Source organism: Streptomyces sp. NBC_01571 (assembly GCF_026339875.1).
In the GTDB taxonomy this organism is placed as follows: Bacteria; Actinomycetota; Actinomycetes; order Streptomycetales; family Streptomycetaceae; genus Streptomyces.
The window spans coordinates 76,221-102,526 of record NZ_JAPEPZ010000002.1; the positions used below are offsets into that span (position 1 = coordinate 76,221).

Genomic DNA, 26,306 nt, shown 5'->3' on the forward strand with positions numbered 1-26,306 from the left:
GCGCCAGGCAGCCGCAGCGGATCACCACCGACGTCCCGACGGCTCGAACCCTCCTGGCCCACAACGCAGCGAGCCGCTGACCACCGCGAGCCGCCGCGGACGGAACCTCCCGCCCACGCGCGGGCCGCGAACCGGCACCCGGGCCGGGCCCCTCACAGCACCCGGCGTCTACGACCCAGCCACGTCTGCGCGATGACCACCACGGCCAAGAAGGCTCCGCTGACGACCTGTTGGTAGGCCGAGTCCAGTGAACCGATCTGGTTGATGACGTTCTGGATGACCTTCAGCAGTAGAACTCCCACCAGCGAACCGCTGATGAAGCCGAACCCGCCGGTGAGCAGCGTGCCGCCGATCACCACCGCGGAGATCGCCTCCAGTTCCATGCCGGAGCCGAGGATCGTCACGCCCGACACCAGCCAGGCCGCGTTGAGAGCCCCGGCGAGCCCGGCGCAGAGCCCGGAGAGCGTGTAGACGGAGATCTTCGTACGGGCCACTGGGGCACCCATCAGCGCCGCCGCGTCCTCGTTCCCTCCGACCGCGTAGACGTACTGGCCGAAGCGGGTGCGCCGGAGCACGACCGCGCCGAGCACGAACAGCGCGAGGGTGATCCACACGGGCACGCCGACACCGAGCAGGGTGTCCTGGCCGAGCTTCGCGAAGAACGAGTCCTTGTCCACGAGATACGTCGTCGAGCCCTCGTCCGTGACGGAGAGCAGGATGCCCCGGGCGCCCAGCATCGCCGCCAGCGTGACGATGAACGGAGCCAGTCGCGAGCGGGCTATCAGCAGGCCGTTGACCAGCCCGATCAGCCCGCACACAGCCAGCGGCAGGAGCAGCGCCACCGCCGTTCCGTACTGCGATCCCCACGCGGCGAGCACCCCGCCGAGGGCGAAGAGCGAGCCCACCGACAGATCGATGCCGCCGGTGACGATGACGAAGGTCATACCGAGCGCGACCACGGCGAGGAACGCCGAGGAGAGCGCCATGTTCTCCAGGTTGTCGCCGGTCAGGAAGGTGTCGAAGCTCAGCGACGCCGCGATCATCGCGACGACGAGGGTGACCAGGGCGCCGTGCTGCTGGGCGAGCGCGCTGAGCCGCTCGGAGCGGGTGGCGCCTGGCGATTCCTCCTCGGCCGTGGTCTTGGAGCTCACCGGAGTGTCCACGTCGGTCGTCATCGCTTTCCTCGTTCCCGTGCCGCGTAGACGGCGAGGACGATCACCACGGCCTGGGCGATCTGGGTCCACGACGGCGGCAGATCGTGCTTGATGAGCGTGGTGGTGAGCAACTGGATCAGGACGGCGCCGGCGACCGTGCCGCCGATGCGGACGCGGCCCCCGCTCAGCGGGGTGCCGCCGACAACGACCGCGGTGATCGCGGAGAGTTCCATCAGGTTGCCGAGGGAGGTCGGGTCGCTCGCGGTCAGCCGGGCGGTGGCCAGCACGCCCGCGATCGCGGCGAGGACGCCGGAGCAGACGTACACCAGGATCAGCACGCGGCGCACCGGCAGTCCGGCGAGCCGGGCGGCCGGGCGGCTGTCCCCGATGGCCAGGAGCTGCCGGCCGAAGGTGGTGCGACGCACGACGAAGGCGACGAGCAGCGCGAGGGCCGCGGCGATCAGCACGAGATAGGGGACGCCCAGGACATCGCCCGAGCCCAGTGACGCCATGGCCGGGTCGTGGACGTCCTTGAGCTGAGGGAGGAGCACGAGGGCCAGGCCGCGGCCGGCGACCATCAGGGCGAGTGTGGCGACGATCGGCTGGACGCCGACGAAGGCGATGAGCGATCCGTTCGCGACACCGATCACGGCACCGCCCACGAGGGCGATCAGGATGGCGATCCAGGGCCCGTAGCCGAGGTAGAGGGACAGGAGCGAGGTGGACAGGGCCATGACCGAGCCGACCGCCAGGTCGACGCCCTCGCTGCCGATCGCCAGCGCCATGCCGAGTGCCACGATCAGGACCGGGGCGACCTGGACGGCCTGGGTACGGAAGTTCTCGGTGGACAGGAAGTGCGGGGTGAAGACGGTGTTGACCAGGAAGAGGACCACGACACCCAGGTAGACGCCGTACTCCTGGAGCAGGCGCAGCAGTCGGTCGCGGTCCGCGGTCACCCGGCCCAGGGTCAGGTCAGTCATCGTGGCCTCCCGTGCCGGTGCCGGTCCCCGTGTCCGCGGGGCCGGCGGCTATGGCGCGCATCAGCCTGTCCTCGGTGACGGCGTCGCCGGTCAGTTCCTCGACTACCGCGCCGTCCTTGAGGACGATCACCCGGTCGCTGCCTTCGATCAATTCCTCCGGGTCCGAGGAGATGAGGAGGACGCCGAGTCCGTCGTCGGCCAGTTCGTCGATCAGTTTCTGCACCTCCGCCTTGGCTCCGACGTCGATGCCCCGGGTCGGCTCGTCGAGGAGCAGGACCTTGGGCTGCATGGCCAGCCAGCGGGCCAGCAGGACCTTCTGCTGGTTGCCGCCGGACAGTTCGCCCACCTTCTGGTGGGGTCCCGCCGCCTTGATGCGCAGCCGCTTCATGAACGTCTCGACGATGCGGTCGATGCGTGCCTCGTCGACCAGGCCGAAGCGTGAGAGGCCCGGCAGCGCGGCGAGCGCGATGTTCTCGCGGACCGAGAGGCCCGGCACGATGCCTTCGGCCTTGCGGTCCTCGGGGAGCAGACTGATGCCCGCGCGGATCGCGGCGGGTGTCGATCCCGTGCGTACCCGCACGCCCGCCACCACGACCCGCCCGGAGTCGGTGGGCAGTGCGCCCGCGATGGCCTTGGCGGTCTCGGTACGGCCCGACCCGAGCAGGCCGCCGAGCCCCACCACCTCGCCGGGACGTACGGAGACCGACACGCCGTCCAGTTGGTGACGTACGGTCAGTTCCGTCGCCTCGAGGACGGGTTCGGTCTCGGTCTCGTGGCCGCCCGCGAATTTGGTGAGGCCGTCCTCGCGTACGTCCGTGATCTCGCGTCCCAGCATGAGTGCCACGAGCCTCAGCCGGTCGAGTTCGGCGATGCGGCCGGTGTGCACGACCTTGCCGTCGCGCAGGACGGTGACCGCGTCGCAGATCTCGTACAGCTCGTCGAGCCGGTGGCTGACGTAGATCACCGCGATGCCCCGCTCGCGCAGCATCCGGATCACCCCGAACAGGGTCCGGACCTCGCGCGGTTCGAGCGAGGAGGTCGGTTCGTCCATGACGACCACGCGCGCGTCGACGGAGACCGCTCGGGCGAGCGCCACCATCTGCTGGGCGCCGACGCCCAGTTCACGCAGCGGCCGGCGTACGTCGACGCGCAGTCCGAGCTCGCGCAGTGCCTCGTCCGCGTCCCGGTGCATGCGCCGGAAGTCGATCAGGCCCAGCCGGTTGCGGGGCTCCCGGCCGAGGAAGAGGTTGCGGGCCACGGTCATCAGCGGGACGAGGTTGACCTCCTGGTAGATGGTGGAGATTCCCGCGTGCTGCGCGTGCAGGGGTGTGGCGAAGCGGACCGGGGCACCGTTGTACGTCACCTCGCCCTCGTCGGGCTGGTAGACCCCGGTGAGGACCTTGATGAGGGTCGACTTGCCCGCGCCGTTCTCGCCGATGAGTGCGTGCACCTCCCCGGCGCGGGCCGTGAAGTCCACCTGGGACAGGGCCTTCACGCCGGGGAAGGTCTTCGAGAGGCCGGTGACCGACAACATGTCAGTAGGCCTTGCCCAGGTCCGACTTGGCGTTGGCGGTGGTGTACTCGCTGTCCTGGATGACGATGTCCTGGGCGACCTTCTCCCCCTTGGTGAAGGTGTCCAGGGTCTGGAAGGCGAGCGGTCCGAAGCGGGGGTTGGACTCCACGACACCGTCGATCCAGCCGTCGACGATGCCCTGGACGGCGTTGCGGGTGCCGTCGATCGTCACGATCTTCACCGCGCCCGGCTGCTTGCCGGCCCCCTTGAGGGCGTTGACCGCCCCGAGCCCCATCTCGTCGTTCTCGGCGTAGATCCCGGTGATGCCGGGCTTGGACTGGATGAGGTTCTCGGTGACCGACTGGCCCTTCTCCCGGGCGAATTCACCAGTCTGCTTGAAGACGATCTTGAGGCCGGGCGCCTTCTCCTTGACGCGCTCCTCGAACCCCTTGGTGCGCTCGGTCGTCACGTTGTTGCCCGCCGCGCCCAGCAGGATGGCGATCTCACCCTTGCCGCCGGTCGCCTCGATCATCCGGTCCGCGGCCCGCTTGCCCTGCTCCACGAAGTCGGAGCCGATGAAGCTCACGTAGTCCTTGCAGGCGGCGGCGTTGATCTTGCGGTCGATGGTGATGATCGGGATGTGCTTGGCGGAGGCCGAGCGCAGGACCGGCTCCCAGCCGTCCGAGTTGAGCGGTGCGATCACCAGGAGGTCGGCGCCCTTGGCGATGAGGTCCTGGACGTCGCTGATCTGCTTGGAGAACTGCGACTGGGCGTTGGCCGTCAGCAGCTTCACGCCCCGCTGTTTCGCCTCGGCCTTGATCGACGCGGTCTCGGCGATCCGGAAGGGGTTGGCCTCCTTCTCGGACTGGGAGAAGCCGACGGTGGCCGTCTTCAGGTCGGTCTTCTGTGCGCCGTAGGCGTCTATGGCGCAGGTCGGGCCGGACCCCGTGGAAGGCGAGGCGACGACCTGTCCCGAGTCACCCTGGCTGGTGGAGCTCTTGTCCTTGTCGGCGGAGTCGTCCTCCGACTTCGCGCATCCGGAGACGAGCGCGAGGCTCGTGATGAGGCCGGTGGCGAGGAGGGTCCTGGCGGAGGTGCGGTGACGAGGTGCGATCGGCTTCATGGAGTCCCCAAACGGCGCGGCCCCGGCGCTGAGAGCGCTCCCGGGGGGTGATCGGCTCTTGCGGTCAACTCGGTGTACACGTCGTTCCGGGGAGGTTTTTACATCGTTGGAAGGACGCTGTAAAGCCTTCGGTCCGAAATCTCGTCAGCGCCGCCCCAGGGTGCTCTCGCGCTCCACCAGCCGGAAATCCGCGGTCAGTTCACGCCCACCGGGCTCGGTGCGGCCGGACAGACTGCGCAGCAGGGAGGCCACCGCCATCCGCGCGATGGCCTGCTTGTCCGGCGAGATCGTCGTCAGCGTGACGGCGCCGAACCGCCCCTCCTCGATGTCGTCGAAGCCGACCACCGCCACGTCCCACGGCACCCGCAGACCGCGCTCGTGCAGCACGCGCATCGCACCGATCGCGACCAGGTCGTTGTACGCGAAAACGGCGTCCGGACGCACTCCGGAATCCAGCAGCCGGGCCATCCCCCGCGCGCCCTCGTCCCGGTCCCAGCCACCGACCGGCACCACCAGATCGTCCGGCGCCGGCACCCCGGCCTCCGTCAGTTCCTCGCGCCAGCCCGCCAGCCGCAGATGGGCGGGCCGGTTGGCCGAATCCGTACGGGCCCCCAGGTAGGCGATCCGTGAGCGTCCGCGGCCCAGCAGATGACGTACCGCACTGCGCGCGGCCGCCACGTTGTCGATCGCGATGTGGTCGTAGGGCAGCTCGTACTCCCGCTCGCCGAGCAGCACGAGCGGCACGTCGTCGGTACGCGAGCGCAGGTCCTCGGCCTCGAGCTCCAGCGGGCTGAGGATCAGTCCGTCGATCACGTTGGCCCGGAAACCCTGGCTGACCAGCACCTCCTGCTCCCGGTCGCCCCGCGTGTGGTCGAGGAGCACGGTGAACTCGTGTTCGGCGGCGGCGTCGACGACGGCTCCGGCCAGCTCGGCGAAGTACGGGTTGCCCAGCTCGGGGATGGCGAGGGCGATGATGCCCGTGCGGCCCTTGCGCAGGTGGCGCGCCGTGAGGTTCGGCCGGTATCCCAGCTCGTCGATGGCCTCCTGAACCCGGGCCCGCATGGCGGGGGTGACGTGCGGATAGTTGTTCACGACGTTCGAAACCGTCTTGATCGAGACGCCCGCGCGCTCCGCGACGTCCTTCAGGCTGACCCGCAAGGGATCTCCTCTCCATCGATGTGCGCCCCTGCCACCAGTACGTTTGTCATGACCCTGGACAGAGGCCGGGACCCGTGCTGTGATGCCAACTCCCGTTCCTTCCAACGTTGTACAGACTGAAGCAACGAGCCGCCACCCTTCCTCAGCCAAGGAGGATCCGTGCGCATCAGAAGACTCCGAACCCGAATGGCACTCCTGCTCGTCGCGGTGCTAGGCCTGGCGGGACTCACCGCCACCCCCGCCGCCACAGCCGCCGGCGACCCCGTGGAGGTCCACGGCCTGAAAGGCGAGTACTACACCCAGTCCGCCCCCGGCGCCTTCGACTTCCACGAGCTGAAGGCCACCGGATTCGACACCAACCTCGACTTCGACAACCTGGAGCCGCGACTCGCCTTCGCCACCGGACAGTCGGACGACGTCAACGTCCGCTGGACCGGCCGGATCGTCCCGGAGAAGACCGGCGCCCACACCTTCTCGATCATCGGTGACAACGGATTCCGGCTCTGGGTCGACGGGCAGCTCGCCATCGACCACTGGGTCGACGACTGGGACCGGGAACAGACCTCCCAGCCCCTCGACCTGACCGCCGGACGGGCCTACGACATCAAGGTCGAGTACTTCGAGCACTTCGGCGGCTCCAACCTCCACCTGCGCTGGACCCCGCCGGGCGGCACCAAGAAGGCCGTCCCGCAGTCGGCACTCCGGCTGCCCGACGGATACGCCTATGACGGCGCCATCGCGACCACGGTCCAGGGGGACGGCCGTACCCTGCGCCTCGACTTCGCCCAGGCGTTGACCGCACCCCCGGCCGGTCTCACCGACCACGTGGAAGCGGTCATCGGAGGCGCCAAGTGGCCTCTGTCCACGGCGAAACTGGACCCCGCCGACCCGAAGTCGCTGCTCGTCAGCCTGAAGGAACCCGTCGTCGGCAACAAGACCGGCACAGCCCGAGGCACCGCCGACCTGCGCTACGACGGCAAGGGCGGCCTCTCCGGCACGAACGGCAACGTTGTCAACGCCTTCTGGAGCAGCGGCTCCAACCACTCCACCTACCAGCTGCGCACGAAGTGGGCCGACGACGTCGGCCCGCGCAACGCCCACCCCGAGTACCCCCGGCCCCAGCTCACCCGGGACAACTGGCGCAACCTGAACGGCTCGTGGCAGTTCGCCGCGGCCAAGGCCGGTGACCAGCCGCCGGTCGGCAGGAACCTCGCCGAGAAGATCCTCGTGCCCTACCCCGTGGAGTCCCAGCTCTCCGGCATCGAACGGCACGAGGACCGTATGTGGTACCGCCGCACCTTCACGGTCCCAAAGGACTGGCGGATCGGCTCCGGCAAGCGCCTCCAGCTCAACTTCGGCGCCGTCGACTGGAAAGCCGAGGTCTACGTCAACGGCACCAAGGTCACCGAACACCAGGGCGGCTACGACAAGTTCAGCGCCGACGTCACCGCCGCGCTGAAGCCTGGCCGTACCCAGGAACTGATCGTCGGCGTCTACGACCCGACCGACGCGCAGGGCGGCGAGAACCCGCCGGTGGGCAAGCAGCGACTCGACCCCAGCGGTATCTGGTACACGCCGTCCTCCGGGATCTGGCAGACGGTGTGGATGGAGCCGGTCGCCACCGACCACGTCGACTCGCTCAAGCTGACGCCCGACGTCAAGAGCAGCCGGCTCACCGTCGAGCCGCAGGGCGTTCGGGACGGCGTGCCGGTCACCGCGACCGCGTACGCCGGACACCGCAGGGTCGCCACCCTGGCCGGCCGCACCGGACAGCCGCTCACCCTGAAGATCAGCGATCCGCACCTCTGGTCACCCGACGACCCCTTCCTCTACGACCTGAAGGTGACCGTCGGTGCCGACCGTGTCGGCAGCTACTTCGGGATGCGGTCCATCGCCGTGGAACAGGTGAACGGAACCCCGCGCACCGTCCTCAACGGCAAGCCCGTCTTCATGATGGCCACCCTCGACCAGGGCTTCTGGCCCGACGGTCTGCACACCGCGCCGACCGACGAGGCCCTGGCGTACGACCTGAAGATGCACAAGCAGATGGGCTTCAACGCGGTCCGCAAACACATCAAGGTGGAACCCGACCGCTGGTTCTACTGGGCGGACCGGCTCGGCCTGATGGTCTGGCAGGACATGCCCGCCATGACCGCCGGGGTCGACCCGAACGCCGCGTCCCGCGCCGAGTACGAGCGCGAGATGAAGCAGATGATCGACGAGCACATCAGCAGCCCGTCGGTCGTCATGTGGGTGACCTTCAACGAGGGCTGGGGCCAGTACGACGAGGCCCGCATCGCCGACCAGGCCAAGTCCTGGGACCCGACGCGCCTCGTCAACTCCATGTCGGGCATCAATCTCGGCGTGGACGGCGGCACCGGCGACATCATCGACGAGCACGGCTATCCGAGCCCCGCGCTGCCACCGAATCCCGACGGGAAGCGGGCCCTGGTCAGCGGTGAGTACGGGGGTCTCGGGCTCGCGGTGCCCGGTCATGCCTGGTCGGTGCAGCAGTCCTACGTGGACGTGGACCCGGCGACGTACACCGACGACTATCTGGCCCGTCTGGACGAGGTGCACAAGCTCGCCTGCAAGGGCGGCAACGGCGCCGTCTACACCCAGATCTCGGACGTGGAGGGCGAGCTGAACGGGCTGATGACGTACGACCGCAAGGTGGTCAAGCCCGATGTGAAGCGGTTGAAGGCGGCCCACGACGCGCTGATCCACGACGCGTCGCAACCGACGCCGGCGGGTTGCTCCTGATGGACGGGCGCGCCCGGCGAGCACCTGACAGGTTCTCCGTGCGCGCCCCGTTCTGACCCGCCGACGGGTCCTCGGCACGGTCCGCTCCCCGCGGGATGGGGGGCGGACCGTTCCTCGTCCGTCGCGCCGAGGTCCCGCACCCGGGCACCTCGGACCGTCGACCGTGGACAGGACCGGGAACCATGGACCGGGGACAGGACCGGGAACCGTGGACCGGGGACAGGACCGGGAACCGTGGACCAGGAACCGTGGACCGGGGACAGGACCGGGAACCGTGGACCGGGGACAGGACCGGGGACCATGGACAGGACGAGTGGACCGTCGACCGTGGGCAGTAAGAGCCGGGCGGATGCCGCGGAGGTCGCTCGTGCGCAGCGGCACGCGCGCGCCGGCTCGGATGGCTCCGCCCAGTGGGTTGCCTCCCCCGACCCCATCACCGTGCGTGGCGGACGATCGTCCTCAGCGGAATACCCGGTCGCCCTCCGTGAGGGACGCCGGAGAACGGGTAGACGGCCGTCATGATCTCTTCGTATGTTCTCGCCGCCGACGGCTCGTCGTCGCTCCCCCTGATCGTCGCCGGCCTGGTGCTGGCCGCCCTCCTGATCGGCGCGTTCTGGTACGGCAGCCGGCGCACCGCACGCCGCCAGGATCCCGGCGCCGCCCCAGCGGAACAGAACCCACAGGCAGCAGCCCGACAGGACTCCTGGCAGACCCCCGACGACGACACGGACCGACAGCCCCGGCACTGACCGCACCACGCCTGCTCGGCACTCATCGAGGACCGCCACGAGTGCCGCGGGGCACGTGGAATCCTCGCGCGGCCCCGCTCGGACTTGACACCTCACCCAGCGAGCTCCGCACTGCGGACGCACAGAACAGAGAGGTACGCGGTGCCCGCCACGACTACTGCTCGAGAAGCGACACTCCCCACAGGCCTGCTGACCCTGCCCGGTGTGTACCGGCCCCAGGCCGACACCCGGCTCCTCGCCGGCGCCCTGGCGATGGAGGACGTACACCCCTCGACCGAGGTCCTGGAGATCGGCACCGGGACGGGCGTCCTGGCGCTGAGCGCGGCAGGCAGAGGGGCACGGGTCACCGCCGTGGACGTGTCCTGGCGGGCGGTGGCCGCCGCCCGCCTCAACGCCCTGACGCAAGGCCTGCCCCTGCGGGTCCTGCACGGCGACTTCACGGCCCGCACGAGCGGCCGACGATACGACATCGTCCTCGCCAATCCCCCGTACGTCCCGTCGCCGGAGGTCCGGCCGCCCACCGGCGGTCCGGCGCGTGCCTGGGACGCCGGCCCCGACGGCCGGCTCGTCATCGACCGGATCTGCGCGAGCGCCCCGGGCCTGCTGCGCCGCGGCGGCGTCCTGCTCATGGTGCATTCCGCGATGTGCGGGGCCGAAAGCACGCTGAGACGGCTGCGACAGGCGGGGCTGGCAGGACGGACCACCGCGAGGACATTCGTGCCCTGGGGGCCGGTCCTGCGCTCACGCCGGCCCTGGCTCGAGAGGCAGGGGCTCGCCGACGTCGGCGAAGAGCGCGAAGAGCTGGTGATCATCCGTGCCCAGGCCCTCTGACCACACCACCGGTGCCGTACCGGTCTGCCGGGCTCGCCGGGTGAGTGTCGACCCGCAAGGGCCTGTCCTGGTCGAGGGGCCGGTGGAGATCGTCCTGGATGACGGCACGGTCGCCCGCTCGGAACGGTTCATGGTCGCGATCTGCACATGCCGCCGCAGCCGGACGTACCCCTGGTGCGACACGAGCCACCGGCCCCGCGAGAAGGCCGTCGACGCCTCCGCCTCCGACGAACACGCGCAGCAGGCCCGTGGAGGCCACGACGGTCGCGCGACCAGGCCCGCTCCGGATGACAGGAGTTCACCATGACCGCGCCCGGCATCACCGCCTCCTCGTCTGCCGTCGGCGCCCGGCTGGTCGAGGGGCGGGGCGAGCTGTCAGGGGCGGTCGTGGCGTCCTTGCGCACGGGTCTGCCCCCCGCCCACGCACCGGACGCGGTACGGCAGGCCGATCCCTGGGGCGAGGACCTTCAGCTGGCCCTGCACCTGCTGTACGAGCTGCACTACCGGGGCTTCGAAGGCGTCGCCGACGACCGGGAATGGGATCCGGAACTGCTGCGTCTGCGCCAGAGCCTGGAGACCCTGTTCCGGAACTCCCTGCGAGCCGCCCTGGCCCGCGCCCCCCGGACCGTCGAGGAGGCCTTCGCGCCGCTGCTCGTCGAACCCGTGGACCTCACCGGCAGCCTCAGTCACCGACTCGAAACGACCGGCGAGCTCTGGCAGCTGCGCGAGTACGCCGCGCTGCGTTCGCTCTACCACCTGAAGGAAGCCGATCCGCACGCCTGGGTCATCCCACGCCTGACCGGCCGGGCCAAGGCCGCGATGGTCGCCATCGAGTACGACGAGTTCGGCGCGGGCCGCGCCGACCGCATCCACGCCCGTCTCTACGCCGACCTCATGGGCGACCTCGGTCTCGACCCCGCGTACGGCCGCTACCTCGACCAGGCACCCGCCCCACTGCTCGCCACCGTCAACCTGATGTCGCTGTTCGGCCTGCACCGGGCGCTGCGCGGCGCGCTCGTCGGCCACTTCGCCTGCGTCGAGGTCACCTCCTCCCCCGGCTCCCGCCGTCTCGCCAGAGCGATGCGCAGGTGCGGGGCGGGCCCCGCGGCCGAGCACTTCTACGCCGAGCATGTCGAGGCCGACGCCGTCCACGAACAGGTCGTACGGCACGAGGTCATCGGCGGCCTCCTCGCCGACGAACCGGAGCTGGAGGCCGACATCGCCTTCGGCTGCGCGGCGACCGTTCTGCTGGAGGACCGGCTCGCCGCCCACATCGAGGCCGCGTGGGACCAGGGGCTGTCCGCCCTGCGTACGCCCCTGCCGGGGACCTGACCTGGCCCTGTCCGCCCTGCGGACGCCTCGGCCGGGAAGCTGACCCGCCTCAGTCCGCCCCCTGTGCGCACCTCCGGCCGGAGAGAGCCGCACCCGCCCTGTCCGCCCCGTGTACGCCACTGCCAGGGCGCCACTGTCCGACCCTCGCTCCCGACGTCGCGTGGGTGCTCCTGACGGTCGGCCGGAACGCGTTCGTGCCCGGGTCACGGGTGTGCGCGGACCGGACCAGCCCGGGCATCCGCCGGCGACGTCAGAGGCAGCCGGCGGCGAGGTGATGCGCGGGCCGACGGGCGATATCAGGCGCGCAGTCCCGCAGGTGGCTGATCGATCGGAACGGGGGCACAAGGCCACCGATGCAAAGGGAGGTTTCGGATGCCCCGGATCCACGGATGGCTCGATCGCGTGAAGAACGGCGCGGCCACGCTCGGTGAACGCCGTGCGCAGGCCCGGGCGGGCCATGTCGCGGACCACGAGGCGATGACCGGCGGGGAGCGGCCGGCGGAGATCCGACCGGCTCGTCCGCGCAGACCGGACCCGGACCCGGCCGGCGCGGTTCCGTGGAGCGTGCGGGTGGCGGCCGAGGCCGGCTGGCGGTTCCTGGTCCTGGCCGCCGCGGTGTGGGTGCTGATGCGGGTGATCGGCTCCGTACGGCTGGCCGTTCTCGCCTTCGTCGTCGCGTTGCTGATCACCGCGCTGCTCGAGCCGACGGTCTCGCGGCTGCATCGCAGCGGGCTGTCCCGGGGACTGGCCACCGCGGTCACCGCGATCTGCGGGTTCCTCGTGCTGGGGCTGGTCGCCTGGTTCGTCGTATGGCAGGTGCTCGACAACCTCGACAGTCTGTCCGGCCGCCTGCAGGACGGAGTCGAACAGCTGAAACAGTGGCTGCTCGACAGCCCGTTCCACGTGACCGAGCAGCAGATCAACGACGTGGCGAAGAATCTGAGCGACGCGATCGGCACCAGCACGAGTCAGATCACCTCGACAGGCCTCCAAGGGGTCACCGTGCTGGCCGAGGTCCTCACCGGCGTGCTGCTGACGATGTTCTCCACGCTCTTCCTGCTGTACGACGGCAGGCGCATCTGGCAATGGACCCTCAAGCTGGTCCCGGCCGAGGCCCGGCCCGGGGTGGCCTCGGCCGGCCCGCTGGCCTGGCGGACACTCACCGCGTACGCGCGCGGGACGATGATCGTCGCGTTCATCGACGCTCTCTTCATCGGAGTGGGCATCTACTTCCTCGGCGTGCCGCTCGCCGTCCCCATCGGCGTGGTGATCTTCCTGAGCTCGTTCGTGCCGCTGGTCGGTGCCGTTGCCTCCGGCGCGATCGCGGTCGTGGTCGCCCTGGTCACGCAGGGCGTGTTCACCGCGCTCATGGTCCTGTTGGTGGTGCTCCTGGTGCAGCAGATCGAGGGGCACGTACTCCAGCCCTTCATCCTGGGACAGGCCGTCCGGGTCCACCCCCTGGCCGTGGTCCTGGCCGTGGCCACCGGTGGCCTGGTCGCGGGGATCGGCGGTGCCGTGGTCGCCGTGCCGCTGGTCGCCGTCGTGAACACGGTGGTCGGTCATCTCCGTGCCCACGCCGGTGAGGAGGAGCCGGAGGCGGAGGCCGTACCGGCTCTCGAGGGTGAGGGGCCGGGGCAGCCCGTGGACCGGACGCTCGACGAGTCCTGACTGCCCAGGTCCGTGGGGGAACCCGACCGGCGATCACGGAAGTTCGGGTGGGTGCGGGCGGCCCGCGAAGACGATGATGTCGTCTTCGGAATCCGCGCCGAAGGTCTCCAGCACCTTGGTGCACAACGCGTCGGGTTGCTCGGGGCCGGCCGCGGCGGCGCCGCTCAGGAACTCGAGGCGTTCGTAGAGGTTGCTGTCCCGGGTCTCGATGAGCCCGTCGGTGATCATGAGGAGCCGGCTGCCGGCTCGACGGAGTGGCTGACGGCGGGGGGCTGCGGCAGTCTCAGGCCCAGCAAGGGGCCGTGTTCTCGCAGGTAGCGGGACGCGGCGCTGGGGGCGAGGAGCAGGGGTGGCAGATGACCGCCGTTCGCGACGCGCAGGCCTGTGTTACCCGGTTCGATCAGCACGATGCACACGGTGGCGGTCCATCCGGGCTGGTGCAGTCCCAGGAGGTGGTCCAGGTGCTCCAGCAGGATGTGCGGGGGGTGGTCCTGGGCGGCGTAGGCGCGCAGGGCGTGGCGGAGTTCGCCCATGACCATGGCGGCCTGCAGGGAGTGGCCGACCACGTCGCCGACCGCGAGGAGGAGGCCCCGTTCGGTGTCGAGATGGCTTCGTAGAAGTCGCCGCCGATCTCGGTCATGGACGCGGCGGGCAGGTAGCGGGCGGCGATCTCGGTCCCGGGGATCCGGGGCAAGGTGGCGGGCAGGAAGGTGCGTTGCAGGGCCAGGGCGCGTTCGTGTTCCTGACGTAGATCTCCTGGAGCTCGCGATAGACCTCCGCGCGGCTCACCCGGCCGCCCAGCGAACCGGTGACCTTGTCCGCCCAGTCGGCGCCCAGATCCTCGCCTCGGACGGACAACAGACCGATCAAACGGTCCGAAACGACCTCACCAGCCACAGAGCACATCCCTCTCGGAGGAGACCGACCGGTCCCCTCGGGCCCTTGGGCCGTTGAGGTGAGGTGGGCGGTCACCGTCTCACGGCAATGGCGCTCACCGTTTCGGGCAGCCGGGGAGAAGGGCGATGCCGCCCGGAAAACCGCCCCTGAAACCGCGATATTCATCGCGTCCCCGGGCACCACCGCACCGGGGAAGTGACGGAGACGGATGTCGATGCCTCACCGCATTACGAGGGTCGCGTCACGCCCGCACCGACCGCGGAAAAAACAGAGAAAGGGCCGGCGAGGAAGTCGCCTTCCTCATCGGCCCTTCGCACCAATTCCCGGAACGAGGGTTCAGTCCTCACCTCTGACGATGTTCCCCTCGGGGCTGTCCGCCTGGTCCCGCCGTGCGGCGAGGGCGGCTGTCGCGGGAACGCAGGTACGCACTCCGCTCCCGTGCCGACGACGCGCTTCCGCCCAGCCTGTCTCCGGCCGACGCGTGGCGATCTTCCTGCTGACCTCAGTGCTCACAACACTTCATCTTCTTCCTGCGCCGAGCCCGCTGGAAGCCCGGCTCATCCGTCGTCTCTGGGATACCCGACATCTCTCGGATACCTGAACCGAGTGCCCGTCCTCGACAGGGAGAAACGCGGTGCGGCGTACCTCTCGCAATCCGGGGAGAGAACCGGCAATGGGATCATCATCCGCCAGGATGGCCCGACGTGCACTTCGTGTTCCTATGGCTGCCGACGCGCTTCGGTGCGGGGCGGCTACGGTCCGTCAGGGCGGTGGCACGCGTGGCGTTCACGGTCTCGACAGCGCGGAGGCCGGCCCGGTGAAGGCTTCCGCGTGAGGCACCGAGGTACGGGACCCTCCCCTCCAATTGGAGGTGGGTATACGGATTCTCACCGCCGCAGTCTTCGGAATTCACGTGCTCCTGACTCGGAAACACCCGCTTCGACGAGTTCCGGTCGCCAGTGAACCGCTGCGCGGAAGGGCGCGAACGTGCCTACTCTGGTCGGGAAGAGCCATCAGCGAAAATCGGAGGGCTCCATGATCGTCCTCGGCGTCATTCTGCTCGTCATCGGCTTCGTCACCGGAATCAGCATCCTGTGGACCATCGGCGTCATCCTCGTCGTCATCGGAGCCGTCCTGTGGATCGTGGGCTCCCTGGGCCACGGCGTCGGCGGACGCAAGCACTACTGGTAGCAAGCGCTACCGGTGCCAACCACATCGGCGCCGGGAGTTCCGTGATCCCCGGAGCGGACACGGTCCGTCCCCGGTGCAGAAGAGGCAGGCAGGCCAGCCATGGCGAAGCAGCCGAAGTCGTCCCAGCCCCCGCACGGCGAGGGTCCCGGTCCGCACAAGGGAACCCACCAGCACGGTTGGTCCCCGGACGTCGACGAGACCCGTCAACAGGACAACCCGAGCGCCCACCGCTCGTTCCATCCCGACCAGTACACTCCGCAAAAGGGTCCGGGCCGCAAGGTCTCCAAGGAAGAGGCCGGAAGTCCGCACGGCAAGTCCGTGAAGAGCACGAGCGACCGCGGAGAACAGCAGAGCAGGGGCGGTGACGAGACGGGCATGCACGACACCGGGCCCAAGGGCCGCTCGCGGCGCCCCAGCGGATCCAAGGACGCGTCCGCCACCACCGGCATCGACCCCCAGGATCCGCCCAGCGGACGCAGGCCCCGCTGACACTCCGCACCACTCGGACACCCCGTCACCCGTCACCCGTCACCCGTCACCCGTCACCCGTCACCCGTCGAGGTTGACCCGCGTGCGTGGCATGCCCCGGTGGCGCACCGGGGGATGCCCGAGGGCTGCGCGAAGACGATGGCGATCGTGGGCTGCGCGGCCAGACCGAGCCGCGCAAAGCTCCCAGCCCCCTCGACCGAGCCCTCGGCCGTTGTGCCGGGTCACCCGGGACCGCAGGGCTCTCACGCCCACGCCGACCGGGTCGTGTGGCCGGCCGGCCCGGCGCCGTACGCCTGCCCGCCCGTGGTCCGTCATGGCAGGAGGTCTTGTCGCATGGCTGTCCGTCATCAGCTGGTTCACACTCCCCCGCGGGCCGTGTGGGCGGTACTCGCCGACCCCACCCGGTACGGGGATTGGGTGGTCGGGCCCTCCCGCTCCACGCCCCTGGACGAGTCCTGGCCCGAGATCGGGTCGCGGATCCGGTACACCGTGCGGCTGGGGCCCTGGTCGACGGACGGGATCACGACCGTGCGCCACAGCGAAGCGGGCAGGGAGCTGGAACTGGAGGCTTCGTTCAAGTCGCTGGGCAGCGCCAGGATCTTCCTCGAACTCCGGCCCTGGGGTGAGGAAACCCTCGTCATCTGTGACGAACACCCTCTGAGAGGCCTGGGCGGCACCCTCCACAACCCCGCCACCGAAGCGCTGCTGCAACTCCGGCACCGGGGCATGCTCGCCCGCCTCGCGAGGGTCGTGGAAGAGCCGCACGAGCGGACCCGGCATGCCTGACGCGGTGGTGATCGGCGCCGGCCCCAACGGGCTGGTGGCCGCGAACCTGCTGGTGGACGCGGGCTGGAGCGTGGAAGTCCTGGAAGCCCAGCAGGAGCCGGGAGGCGCGGTCCGCAGCGACCGCGGCGTCCACCCCGACTACGTCTCGGACCTCTTCAGCGCCTTCTACCCACTGGCCGCCGCCTCACCGGTCCTCGCCCACCTCGACCTCGCCGCGGAGGGACTGCGGTGGAGTCAGGCCCCGCGCGTGCTGGCCCACCCGCTGAGGGACGGGCGGTGCGCCGTGCTGGAGCGCCGCGTGCGGGACACCGCGGACGGGCTGGCGGAGTTCGCGGCGGCCGACGCGGGCGCCTGGCAGGACATGTACGACGTGTGGAGCCGTGTCGGGCCGGACCTGGTGCGGGCCATGTTCACGCCCTTTCCCCCGGTCCGCGCCGGACTCCGCCTGGCCGCGAGGCTGCGTGCGGCAGGGGGCCTGCGGCTCGCCCGCAATCTGTCCCTGCCGGTGCGCCGCATGGGCGAAGAGGAGTTCGCGGGGGAAGGGGGACGCCTCCTGCTGGCCGGCAACGCCCTCCACGCCGACCTGGCCCCCGAGGCCGCCGGCAGCGGTGGCTTCGGATGGCTGATGTCGATGCTCGGACAGAGCCATGGCTTCCCGGTTCCCGTGGACGGCGCCGGCGCCCTGACGGCGGCTCTCGTGACCCGCCTCCGGCGCCGCGGGGGCACGCTGCGGTGCGGCGAGCGCGTCGCGTCCGTCGTCGTACGGGGCGGAGCGGCCGTCGGTGTCGAGACGGCCGCCGGGGAAGCCGTCGCGGCGCGGCGGGCCGTGTTGGCCGACGTGTCGGCGCCCGTCCTCTACGGCGGCCTTGTCGACGAGGAACACCTGCCGGGCCGCCTCCTGCGCGACCTGGAACGCTTCCAGTGGGACTTCGCGACGTTCAAGGTCGACTGGGCGCTGACGGGCCCGGTGCCGTGGGACGCGCCGCAGGCCTCCGGGGCGGGGACGGTCCACGTGGCGGACGGTGTCGACGGCCTCACCCGGTTCGCCTCCCAGATCGCCATGGGGCAGGTCCCCGACGAGCCGTTCGCCCTCGTCGGCCAGATGACCACGGCCGATCCCAGCCGATCCCCCGCCGGCACCGAATCGGCCTGGGCCTACACCCACCTTCCGCAGCGCATCACCTCCGACGCGGGCGGCGACGGCATCACCGGCCGATGGGACGTCCGTGAGCAGGAGGTCATGGCCGACCGCGTCGAGGCGCAGGTGGAACGTCTCGCGCCCGGATTCCGCGCACTGATCGGCGCTCGCCGGATCCTCGCCCCCACCACACTCCAGGCCATGGACGAGAACCTGCACAACGGCGCCATCAACAACGGCACCACCGCCCTGCACCAACAGGCGGTGTTCCGCCCCGTACCCGGCACCGGCCGGCCGGAGACCCCCGTTGAGCGCCTCTACCTCGCCTCGGCGGCAACCCACCCGGGAGGAGGCGTCCACGGGGCGCCCGGAGCGAACGCCGCCCGGGCCGCGCTGCTGCGCCCCGCGGCACTGCGCGCCCTCCTCCACCGTGCCCAACGCGTCTGACCGCTCACGCCTACCGTGACCACACCTCGGGCCCGCCGCCGTGCCACTCGATGACCGGCGAGTCCGCCACATCGATCTCATCCACATCTGTCCACCCGGCCCGCCGCATGATCTCGGCCAGGCCGCGCAGGCTGAAGGCCGCCCCCATGCTCTCCCCGTCGACGCGCACTTGGCGTCCCTCCCCCTTGACGAGTGGGCTGACGATTACGGAACGCTCGGTCATGCTGGCAAGCATCGCGCGCGGCCACACCCCGCGCATCCGGACGTAGCCCGTGGCGCGGTGCTGGAGGTGCCGGCCGGCGGACCCCTGCGCAGGCCTCAGCGGCCTCATGTCTCCCAGGCGCGGTGAGGGTCATCGGGTTCGCGGACGGACTCGCCCACCCCTCCGGGAGGCGGACGCCCGGGCTCGACCCGGTTCACCGGTTCGTCCACGGTCAGCTGGTGTGCAGCGGCGCCTTCACATCGGACGGCTGCCGCCCGGCGGGCCGGCCTCTTCCCAGCGCGGGCAGCGGGGCCTCGCCTCGCCGGCGGGTGAGATACCAGCGTCTGCCGGTGTCGTAGGCCCGTCGTGCCCGGCGGATCGCGGCCATCTGCGTGGCGAGGTGCACCTGGTAGCGCCAGGGTGTCTGGTTGCCCTGACGCACCGCCATGGCGTACGCGAAGGACACCGGGTCACGGTCGAGGTAGTCGTCGAGCTGTTCGAACCAGGCCATGCTCGAGCGGGCGCCCGCCTGCACGGAGTGCAGTTCGGTACGACGGTGCTGGTCGTACTCCCGCAGCGCGACCGCCTTGTCCGGGTACTGCGCGAGGCTGTGGGCGAGGACGATCGCGTCGATCATCGCCAGCCGGGTACCCGACCCCAGCGTGAAATGGGTGGTGTGCGCGGCGTCGCCCATCAGGACCGTGTCGTCCTGGAACCACGTCCGGTTGCTGACGTGCGCGAAGCGCTGCCAACTCGCCGGCTCGCCACGTGACTTGCTGATCAGTGAGTGGCCGTCGAGCGCCCGCCGGAAGATCCCTTCCAGCAGTGACGTGCTCTCCTCGGCGCCGAGGGAGTCGAGCCCCAGGCCCTGCCACGTCTGCGGGGAGCACTCCACGATGCAGGTGCTGATCCCCTTGACCGACGGGTAGGCGTGGAACCAGATCCAGCCCGCGGAGGTCTGCTCGAAGCAGAAGACGAAGGTGTCGAACTCCTTGTCCGTGCCGAGCCAGATGTAAGGATTGCGGCCGACCTCCACACGGGGGGCGAAGTGCGCGGAGCGGGACTGCCGGATCCGGCTGTTGGCACCGTCGGCCGCGACGACCAGGTCGGCTTCCGGCAGGTGCGCGGGATCCGTGGCCTGCCGCCCGTACCGGACGTCCACACCGAGGCTCGAAGCACGCCGGGTCAGTACCTCCAGGAGGGCCGCGCGGCCCATGCTGTACCCGTAGCCTCCGAAGTACGCCGAGCCGTCGTGACGGGCACCGTGCAGGCACACCTCCTGGCCCTGCCAGAGCACGGATCTGGCGCCGATCTGCCGGGCGCTCTCGGGGTCGTTGTGGTGCAGGATGTCCAGCAGGTCGTTCCAGTAGACGACGCCCCAGCCGTACGTGGCCGCGGGCGGATCGCGTTCAAGAACGGTGATCTCGTGTCCGGCGTCGCGGAGCTTCGCCGAGATCGCGAAGTACAGCCCGGCCGGACCGCCACCCACGCAGACGATCTTCATCACGCCTCACAGCCTCGACGCCCTCGTGTACGCGAATGCCGCCCGGAAGACGGCAAAAATCCGGGCGTCCCACGGGCTCGGACGCCCGGATCCATCAGTTCATGCCGGTCATACGGATGGCCGTGGCGAATGACTGGTCACCAGCCACCTCCGCCCCAACCGCCGCCGCCCCAGCCGCCCCCACCCCAGCCGCCGCCACCCCAGCCGCCGCCCCAGCCGCCGCCCCAGCCACCGCCGTGACCGCCCCAACCCCAGCCGCTGTCGTTGCCCCAGCCCCAGCCGCCGTGACCGCCGCCCCAACCCCATCCGTCTTCGTGCACGGACGAGGTTGCCGCGGGAGCAGACGCAGGAGCGCTTGCCGCGCTGGCCGCCCCGACTCCGGCCGCGATGGCGATGATGGGCGCCGTGCAGACGGCAATGGCCACTCGCCTGATGCGTGAAGTGTTCGCTCGCATGATGATCCCCTCTCCAGAGGGTTGATGTCGCTGCCGGGCGCAGGAGAGCGAGCGCCCATGCACATCGGGGCCGACACACAGCCCGTGTGCGGGGTCCGTCGCCGGAGGCCTTGCCTGCCGGGCCGCGGATTGCCAAGCTATATCTTTTGCCCACAAAAGGGACAAAAACCTGTATGTACCAACCTAGGAGTCCAGCTCGGCGAAGTCAAAGAAATGACGGTAAAAAGTGACAGCAACCGCCATCTGATCGTCGAGGCGGGTGCCGGCCCGTCGGCCACGACCCGGTCGGCCGCGGGACTACGGTGCCGTGCCGTGCCGTGCCGTGCGGTGCTGGACGGGACGGGACGGCAGGCGACGCGATCGCGGCCGGGTTTCCGGATATCACCTGCGTACAGAGGCCCCGCGCGAGAAGGCCCGGAACCGGGCCGACATCGTCCGCGTACGGTGCCAGGAAGCTCCGCGGGCCGGAGACCGGTGGTCGCCCTCCGGCCCGCGGCGGACCTCAGCCGAGACCCAGCGCGAAGATGTGCAGGTCTGCGTCCTCGGGCAGGGTGACGGACTTGATCTGCTTGCCCTCCGGCACCTCATAGGGCTTGGTGGCGAAGACGAACGCCGCGTCGCCCTTTCCGTTCGGGGTGTTGCGGTACTCCGTCTTCGCCACCACGGCGTTGCCGTAGACCGGATCGGTGCCGCCGCCCGGTCGGGTCCAGTCACCGAAGGACAGATCCGTCTGCGCCGTGGTGCCGTCGGTGAAGGTGACCGTCGCGCTCCCCCGGCGGTCGCCGTTCGTGGCCGAGCCGACGAAGAGCAGCCGTGTGGCGTCCTTGGTGTCGGCGGCGAGGTCGAGCCGCCGGCCGTCCGCCGTCACGCTGTCCGGGCGGCCCGCGGGAGTGCCGGGCCAGACGAAGCTCGTACCGGAAACGTCCGTTGTCGCGCCGCCCTTGAGCCCGGCCGCGACGAGCGCCTGCCGCGAGTAGCTGTTGCCCGCGCCGTCGAAGTCGGCCTCGGCCGGTGTGCCGTCGCTCGACACGCCCACGGTGGCATACGCGTCGCCGAGAGCCGCGGTGACGCCGCCCTCCTCGGCCACCAGGACGATCACGGTGCGGTGCACGGCGTCGCCCTCACGGCCGCGGACGGTAAATGGCACCTCGTAGTAGCCCGGTTCCGTCCCTGCCGCCGCCTTCACCGTCAACTCGGCGGTGCCGGAACCCGTGCCGGGAGCGAGGTTCATCCTGTGCCCCGACACGGACAGTCCGGGCGGGGCGTCCGCGGCGAGGGTCAGTGTGCGGTCGTGTCCGGCCAGCCGCTGTCCGTGCACCGTGACCGTCGTGCCGGCACCGCCCGGGGACGCGATCACCTGGTTCTGTGCCGCGTACGCCAGGAAGTCCTGCTCGCCGTCGCGGTACGACGGCGGCGCCGCGTTCGCTGAGGTGGCCCAGGACTTGTCCGGTGTACCGGACAGCTCGAAGTCCAGTCGACCGCCCTTGGTCACCGCCGACCTGGGCAGGTACGTGCGCTGATGGTCGCGGCCGTCCAGTCGCAGCCCGTGGACGTAGGGTGTGCCCGCCGCCGCCCTGGGGGCGCGGATGTCCAAGTCCCGTCCCTGGCCCGGCAGGTCGACGACCACGCGCGGGAAGAGCGGGCTGTGCACCGACAGGTCGGCGGTGCCCGGTGTGGCGGGGTAGAGCCCGACGGCGGCCCAGACGTACCAGGAGGACTGGGCGCCCAGGTCGTCGTTGCCCGGCTCGCCGTCGGGGGTCGGGCTGAAGAGGCCGGTCGCGATCGACCGGACCTTCTCCTGCGTCTTCCACGGCTGGCCGAGGTGGTTGTAGACCCAGGGCACGCCGAAGTCGACCTCGTTCCCCGCCCACATGTATGGCTCGTTGGGCCCGGCGTTGAGCTTGCCGAAGAAGGTGTCGAGCCGCTTCGCCGTGGCCTCGCGGCCGCCCATCGCCTGGATCAGGCCACCGGTGTTCTGCGGTACGAGCCAGTTGTACTGCGCCGCGTTGCCCTCGTCGAAGCCGTCCTGGCCGAACTTGCCCGCCGGTGGCGGCTGGTAGCCGGGGCCGTCCGGGAAGAGACCGTCCTCGCCGCGCGGGGAGAGATAGCCGGTCGCCGGGTTAAGGATGTTCTGCCAGTTCTGGCCGCGGCGGGTGAAGGTGCGGGCCGTGTCCCGGTCACCGGCGGCCCGTGCCAGTTGTGCGATGGCGAAGTCGTCGATCGCCCACTCGAGGGTGACGGAGGCGCCGACGCGGGCGTGGTCCCCGCGGACGACGCTGTTGTTCGCGTAACCGCGCTCCATGTAGTCCTCGACGCCCGGCCGCTCCTGGTACGCGCCTGGCGTGCCGTCCACCGAGGTCGCACCCTTGACCAGGTACTTCAGGGCGGCCTTGAGGTCGAAGTCGCGTGCGCCGTAGGCGTACAGGTTCGCGATCAACGGGACGGAGTTGTCGCCGGTCATCTGGCCCGTGTAGTCGTTCGCGAGCGGCCAGCGCGGCCACCAGCCGCCCTGCTCCGCGTCGTGGACGAGCGACTGCGCCATGTCGCTCGCCTGCTCCGGGAACAGCATCGCCTGCAGCGGGGCCAGCGAGCGGTAGGTGTCCCAGTCGGAGAAGTTGGCGTACTGCGTGCGGCCCTCGGGCAGCGTGCGGACCTTGTCGTCGAAGCCGATGTAGCGGCCGTCGGCGTCGTCGAAGGTGTTCGGGTGCATCAGCGAGTGGTAGAGGAAGGTGTAGAACATCTTCCTCTCACCGGTCTCGCCACCCCCGACGCGGATCTTGCGCAGTGCCTGCTTCCACTGGTCCCGGGTCTGCTCGCGTACGTCGTCCGGGTTCCAACCGGGCATCTCCGCGGCCATGTTGGCCTGGGCGCCGTCGACCGAGACGTACGACATGGAGACCTTCGCGCGTACCGTACGTTCCTCGGCCGTGTCGAAGGTCAGATAGGCACCCGCCCTGGGGGCGTCCACCGAGTCTCCGCCGTCGGTCACCGTCCTGCCGTCCCAGGTGCCGTGCGCGACGAAGGGGCGATCGAAGGTGATCGCGTAGTGCACGGTGTACTCGTTGCCCTTGCCGCAGAAGTTGCCCGTGGTCGCGGATCCGGTGATCCGCCGGTCGCCGGAGATCGTCAGGTCGGCCTCCTTGTCGCCGGCGAGGCTGCCACCGCCCTTGACCAGGACCTGCGCCTTCTTCCCGGTGTCGGCGGGAAACGTGAACGAGGCCAGTCCGGTGCGGGTGGTGGCGGTGAGTTCGGTGCGTACCTTCGCGTCGTCGCCGGTGGTCACGGCGTAGTAGCCGGCCTCGGCCTTCTCGTCCGTGTGCGTGAACGCCTCGGTGCGGTCCCACGGTGCGTTGCCGATGTCGCCCGCGACCGGCAGCAGCGGTACGTCGCCGAACGCGGTGCAGCCGACCGACGCGTGGTTGAGGCTGAAGCCCTTGATCCTGCTGCTGTGGTACTGGTACCCGGCGTACGAGCCCTCGGTATCGGGCGAGAACTGCATCATGCCGAACGGGGTCGACGGGCCGGGGAAGTTGTTGATCTCTCCGACGGACGCACCGCCGTTGCCGGTCCCGATGAGCGGGTCGACGAACTCGGTGGGGTCTTCGACGAGTTCGGCGGCTCGCGGCTTGGACAACGTTGTCTGACCAGCGGACGCCACTCCTCCCGAGCCCCCGACCAGTGCTGCCATGACAGCTGCTACGACTGCGACTTGCCTTCTGATGCGTCTCACGTGCGACTCCTGTGCAGTGGCGTCCCGGCCACCACACAGTCGGGCATGGTCACGCCAAGGTCAAGAGGCCCGCGGCGCCACCGCGGGGGACGCCACGCACCGGCCCCTCGGACCGGTCGGCCGGATCCACCGGTGCGCCGCAGGCTTCCCCCGACCACGAACGCCACGGTCAGGAGGGTGGCGGGCCTTGCAGCACGAGGGCGAGGCCCAGTTCGGCGTCGCTGTTCAGCGCGTCGTGAAAAGCCTTGTCGTAGGCGTCGTCCCCGGCCGCCTCACGGGCTTGCAGCTCCCATTGGTCCCGAACCTCGGAGAGCTCGGGTGTGCCGTGGTTCGGATGGCCGAGCATGCGCCAGAAGGAGTTCCCGGTGCCGGATGTACGAGCGGCTCCGATGCCGTTGCCCTGAGCTGCGTTCGCTCCTGTCAGGAGGTCTAGCGCCAGGGCGATTCCGAGGTTGTCGTTGAGGTTGTGCTTGCTGGCGAGCATGGCTCGGGCGTGGCGTTCGGCGTCGTGCGCGCGCCCCTGGAGGAGGTCTATGAAGGCGAGTTGGTGAAACGCGTAGGACCGCGCCCAGTGCTCGCCGTACCGGAGGCTGAGACGGCGCAGACCGATGGCCGCTTCGTAGGCCTCGGCCAGCCGGCCCAGCGCGGAGTGGGCGAACGTCCGGATCACCATGCAGCACAGCTGTGGTGCCCCCGACGGGGGCGACGTGCCGCGGGCGCTCAACGCGTGGTCGCTCACGTCGTACGCCGCCTGGGGGCGGCCGGCCATGAGATGGGTGAGACCGAGGGTGTGGGCGGCGAAGAGCGCGGACTGCGGGGTGCCGTCCTGCCGCGCCGCGTAGGCGCATTCCTCCCCGATGCGCAGGGCGGCCCGGTGGTCACCCTGGAGGGTGAGCGTGATCCCCAGGGCCCAGAGTGCGCGGGTGCGGGACGGCCCCTGGGGCGTGTCGAGGGCCAGGGCGCGTTCGAGGTAGTCCCGGGACTCGTGAAGGTGTCCGCAGCAGGGCCAGAACAGGCCCGTCCGGCCGGCCATTTCGAGGGCGGCGTCGGGGTCTGCCTCGATGAGGTGGTCGAGTGCGGCGCGGATGTCGGTGTGGCTTGCGGAGATCCGCGCGTACCAGGCGACCTGCTGGCCGCTGAGCCAGCCGGCTTCGGCCTCGGCCAGCACGGTCGCGAAGTGCGTGGCGTGGAGCCGGGCCAGGGCGTGCTCCTCGCCGAGCTCCGTGAGCCACATCGCACCGTACTCGCTCAGTGTGTCGAGCATGCGGTAGCGGGTGCCCACCCGTTGGAGGACGGATTGATCGACCAGCCGCTCGAGAAGCCGGGGGATGTCGTGGGCCCCGAGAGGGCCGCCCGCGCAGACGGACTGGGCGTCCGCCGCTTCGACGGGGCCGCGGAAGACGGAGAGCCTGGCCCACAGCAGGCGTTCGAGCGGGGAACACAGTTCGTGGCTCCAGCCGATAGCCGTGCGAAGGGCTCGGTGGCGCTTGGGCCACGCCGTCTCGTCCACGAGAGTGTCGAGCCGCGAGGCGAGGCGCTCCGCGATCTCCGAGAGACTGCTCTCCCGCAGGCGTGCGCAGGCGAGTTCGACGGCGAGCGGAATTCCCTCCAGGCGGCGGCAGATGGCGGTGACGGCATCCGTGGAGTCGGGGGAATCGAGGGACACCGCGGGTGCGGCCGTGGCACAGCGCTCGCGGAACAGGCGCACCGCGTCTCCGCTGCCGCCGTCGTCCATGGAGAGCGGAGCGACCTCGATGCGATGCTCACCCTGGACGCCCAGAGGCTGTCGGCTGGTTGCGAGGACGGTCAACCGGGGTGCGGAAGCCAGGAGTTCGCTCACCAGGGACAGGCAGGAGGCCAACACCCGTTCACAGCAGTCGAAGACGAGCAGGACTTGCCGGCCGGTCAGCCATTCGCGCAGCGCCTCGACCGGGGAGCGCGGGTTGTGGTCCAGGAGATCGACCGCGTCGCAGACCGTGGTGGTGAACAGCCGGTCGTCGTAGAGGTTGGACAGGTCGATCCACCAGACCCCGTCGGCGTACCGACTCCGTACCTGCTCCGCGACGCGCAGTGCCAGGCGGCTCTTGCCGACACCGCCGCCACCGGTGAGGGTGACCGCCCGGTGCTGGGCCAACGCCGTTCCGACTGCCTCGAGTTCGCTGTCGCGGCCGACGAAGCTGGTCGTCATGACCGGGA

The 26,306-nt window shown here is 70.3% G+C and carries 20 protein-coding genes and 1 pseudogene; 10 read left to right on the forward strand and 11 right to left on the reverse strand.

The window, feature by feature from the left end:
* Window positions 1-152: 152 nt before the first annotated feature.
* The 5 genes from OHB41_RS43485 to OHB41_RS43505 all read right to left on the reverse strand — a co-directional run bounded on the left by OHB41_RS43485 (window position 153) and on the right by OHB41_RS43505 (window position 5,928).
* Entirely contained in the window at window positions 153-1,175 is a 1,023-nt protein-coding gene (locus OHB41_RS43485) for an ABC transporter permease (RefSeq protein WP_266706826.1), read from the reverse strand.
* Window positions 1,172-2,134 (reverse strand): ABC transporter permease, encoded by a 963-nt coding sequence (locus tag OHB41_RS43490; RefSeq protein WP_266706828.1) that lies wholly within the window; start codon window positions 2,132-2,134, stop codon window positions 1,172-1,174. The genes OHB41_RS43485 and OHB41_RS43490 overlap by 4 nt, the downstream gene beginning before the upstream one ends.
* Entirely contained in the window at window positions 2,127-3,668 is a 1,542-nt protein-coding gene (locus OHB41_RS43495) for a sugar ABC transporter ATP-binding protein (RefSeq protein ID WP_266706830.1), read from the reverse strand. Before OHB41_RS43495 ends, OHB41_RS43490 begins: the two co-directional genes overlap by 8 nt.
* A 1-nt stretch (window position 3,669) precedes the next feature.
* The gene (locus tag OHB41_RS43500) at window positions 3,670-4,770 is read right to left on the reverse strand and encodes an ABC transporter substrate-binding protein (RefSeq protein WP_266706832.1); all 1,101 of its coding nucleotides are present in this window, start codon (window positions 4,768-4,770) and stop codon (window positions 3,670-3,672) included.
* Window positions 4,771-4,914: 144 nt separating this feature from the next.
* The gene (locus OHB41_RS43505; protein WP_266706834.1) at window positions 4,915-5,928 is read right to left on the reverse strand and encodes a LacI family DNA-binding transcriptional regulator; all 1,014 of its coding nucleotides are present in this window, start codon (window positions 5,926-5,928) and stop codon (window positions 4,915-4,917) included.
* A 159-nt stretch (window positions 5,929-6,087) separates the two neighbouring features.
* Here OHB41_RS43505 and OHB41_RS43510 point away from each other — a divergent pair, with 159 nt between their 5' ends.
* From OHB41_RS43510 to OHB41_RS43535, 6 genes are all read left to right on the forward strand, one after another.
* Complete coding sequence (locus OHB41_RS43510) at window positions 6,088-8,691, forward strand: PA14 domain-containing protein (protein ID WP_266706836.1); 2,604 nt, start codon at window positions 6,088-6,090, stop codon at window positions 8,689-8,691.
* A 518-nt stretch (window positions 8,692-9,209) separates the two neighbouring features.
* The gene (locus OHB41_RS43515) at window positions 9,210-9,440 is read left to right on the forward strand and encodes a DUF6479 family protein (protein ID WP_266706838.1); all 231 of its coding nucleotides are present in this window, start codon (window positions 9,210-9,212) and stop codon (window positions 9,438-9,440) included.
* Between the two features lie 141 nt (window positions 9,441-9,581).
* On the forward strand, window positions 9,582-10,271 hold the full coding sequence (locus OHB41_RS43520) for a HemK2/MTQ2 family protein methyltransferase (protein WP_266706840.1): 690 nt from the start codon (window positions 9,582-9,584) through the stop codon (window positions 10,269-10,271).
* 40 nt (window positions 10,272-10,311) lie between these two features.
* Window positions 10,312-10,578 (forward strand): CDGSH iron-sulfur domain-containing protein, encoded by a 267-nt coding sequence (locus OHB41_RS43525; RefSeq protein ID WP_266708317.1) that lies wholly within the window; start codon window positions 10,312-10,314, stop codon window positions 10,576-10,578.
* Complete coding sequence (locus tag OHB41_RS43530) at window positions 10,575-11,603, forward strand: iron-containing redox enzyme family protein (RefSeq protein WP_266706842.1); 1,029 nt, start codon at window positions 10,575-10,577, stop codon at window positions 11,601-11,603. Before OHB41_RS43525 ends, OHB41_RS43530 begins: the two co-directional genes overlap by 4 nt.
* A 372-nt stretch (window positions 11,604-11,975) precedes the next feature.
* The gene (locus OHB41_RS43535; RefSeq protein ID WP_266706844.1) at window positions 11,976-13,271 is read left to right on the forward strand and encodes an AI-2E family transporter; all 1,296 of its coding nucleotides are present in this window, start codon (window positions 11,976-11,978) and stop codon (window positions 13,269-13,271) included.
* 33 nt (window positions 13,272-13,304) lie between these two features.
* Here the strand turns inward: OHB41_RS43535 and OHB41_RS52445 are convergent.
* A pseudogene (locus OHB41_RS52445) lies at window positions 13,305-13,810 on the reverse strand (PP2C family protein-serine/threonine phosphatase).
* Window positions 13,811-15,203: 1,393 nt separating this feature from the next.
* Between OHB41_RS52445 and OHB41_RS43550 the strand changes: the two are divergent.
* From OHB41_RS43550 to OHB41_RS43565, 4 genes are all read left to right on the forward strand, one after another.
* Window positions 15,204-15,359 carry a DUF6131 family protein gene (locus tag OHB41_RS43550; RefSeq protein ID WP_266708321.1) on the forward strand — a complete coding sequence of 52 codons (156 nt, stop codon included), beginning with the start codon at window positions 15,204-15,206 and terminating at the stop codon, window positions 15,357-15,359.
* A gap of 99 nt (window positions 15,360-15,458) precedes the next feature.
* Window positions 15,459-15,848 carry a hypothetical protein gene (locus tag OHB41_RS43555; RefSeq protein WP_266706846.1) on the forward strand — a complete coding sequence of 130 codons (390 nt, stop codon included), beginning with the start codon at window positions 15,459-15,461 and terminating at the stop codon, window positions 15,846-15,848.
* 333 nt (window positions 15,849-16,181) lie between these two features.
* A complete protein-coding gene (locus OHB41_RS43560) occupies window positions 16,182-16,634 on the forward strand; it encodes an SRPBCC family protein (RefSeq protein WP_266706848.1) in 453 nt (150 codons plus the stop codon).
* Window positions 16,627-18,219, forward strand: coding sequence for a phytoene desaturase family protein (locus OHB41_RS43565; protein ID WP_266706850.1), 1,593 nt, complete (start codon window positions 16,627-16,629; stop codon window positions 18,217-18,219). Before OHB41_RS43560 ends, OHB41_RS43565 begins: the two co-directional genes overlap by 8 nt.
* Before the next feature lie 10 nt (window positions 18,220-18,229).
* On the opposite strand, the gene OHB41_RS43570 is transcribed toward OHB41_RS43565, so the two are convergent.
* From OHB41_RS43570 to OHB41_RS43590, 5 genes are all read right to left on the reverse strand, one after another.
* On the reverse strand, window positions 18,230-18,442 hold the full coding sequence (locus OHB41_RS43570) for a hypothetical protein (protein ID WP_266706852.1): 213 nt from the start codon (window positions 18,440-18,442) through the stop codon (window positions 18,230-18,232).
* 211 nt (window positions 18,443-18,653) lie between these two features.
* Window positions 18,654-19,925 (reverse strand): FAD-dependent monooxygenase, encoded by a 1,272-nt coding sequence (locus OHB41_RS43575; protein WP_266708323.1) that lies wholly within the window; start codon window positions 19,923-19,925, stop codon window positions 18,654-18,656.
* A gap of 137 nt (window positions 19,926-20,062) precedes the next feature.
* The gene (locus tag OHB41_RS43580) at window positions 20,063-20,245 is read right to left on the reverse strand and encodes a hypothetical protein (protein WP_266706854.1); all 183 of its coding nucleotides are present in this window, start codon (window positions 20,243-20,245) and stop codon (window positions 20,063-20,065) included.
* A 637-nt stretch (window positions 20,246-20,882) separates the two neighbouring features.
* On the reverse strand, window positions 20,883-24,014 hold the full coding sequence (locus OHB41_RS43585) for a GH92 family glycosyl hydrolase (RefSeq protein ID WP_266706856.1): 3,132 nt from the start codon (window positions 24,012-24,014) through the stop codon (window positions 20,883-20,885).
* A 265-nt stretch (window positions 24,015-24,279) separates the two neighbouring features.
* Window positions 24,280-26,298, reverse strand: coding sequence for an ATP-binding protein (locus OHB41_RS43590; protein ID WP_266706858.1), 2,019 nt, complete (start codon window positions 26,296-26,298; stop codon window positions 24,280-24,282).
* Between the last annotated feature and the right edge of the window lie 8 nt (window positions 26,299-26,306).

Bases quoted from the DNA above. Each gene is read 5' to 3' on its own strand.
- OHB41_RS43485 (WP_266706826.1), bottom strand. From the start codon at position 1,175: ATGACGACCGACGTGGACACTCCGGTGAGCTCCAAGACCACGGCCGAG.
- OHB41_RS43490 (WP_266706828.1), bottom strand. From the start codon at position 2,134: ATGACTGACCTGACCCTGGGCCGGGTGACCGCGGACCGCGACCGACTG.
- OHB41_RS43495 (WP_266706830.1), bottom strand. From the start codon at position 3,668: ATGTTGTCGGTCACCGGCCTCTCGAAGACCTTCCCCGGCGTGAAGGCC.
- OHB41_RS43500 (WP_266706832.1), bottom strand. From the start codon at position 4,770: ATGAAGCCGATCGCACCTCGTCACCGCACCTCCGCCAGGACCCTCCTC.
- OHB41_RS43515 (WP_266706838.1), top strand. From the start codon at position 9,210: ATGATCTCTTCGTATGTTCTCGCCGCCGACGGCTCGTCGTCGCTCCCC.
- OHB41_RS43530 (WP_266706842.1), top strand. From the start codon at position 10,575: ATGACCGCGCCCGGCATCACCGCCTCCTCGTCTGCCGTCGGCGCCCGG.
- OHB41_RS43535 (WP_266706844.1), top strand. From the start codon at position 11,976: ATGCCCCGGATCCACGGATGGCTCGATCGCGTGAAGAACGGCGCGGCC.
- OHB41_RS43550 (WP_266708321.1), top strand. From the start codon at position 15,204: ATGATCGTCCTCGGCGTCATTCTGCTCGTCATCGGCTTCGTCACCGGA.
- OHB41_RS43555 (WP_266706846.1), top strand. From the start codon at position 15,459: ATGGCGAAGCAGCCGAAGTCGTCCCAGCCCCCGCACGGCGAGGGTCCC.
- OHB41_RS43560 (WP_266706848.1), top strand. From the start codon at position 16,182: ATGGCTGTCCGTCATCAGCTGGTTCACACTCCCCCGCGGGCCGTGTGG.
- OHB41_RS43565 (WP_266706850.1), top strand. From the start codon at position 16,627: ATGCCTGACGCGGTGGTGATCGGCGCCGGCCCCAACGGGCTGGTGGCC.
- OHB41_RS43570 (WP_266706852.1), bottom strand. From the start codon at position 18,442: ATGACCGAGCGTTCCGTAATCGTCAGCCCACTCGTCAAGGGGGAGGGA.
- OHB41_RS43575 (WP_266708323.1), bottom strand. From the start codon at position 19,925: ATGAAGATCGTCTGCGTGGGTGGCGGTCCGGCCGGGCTGTACTTCGCG.
- OHB41_RS43590 (WP_266706858.1), bottom strand. From the start codon at position 26,298: ATGACGACCAGCTTCGTCGGCCGCGACAGCGAACTCGAGGCAGTCGGA.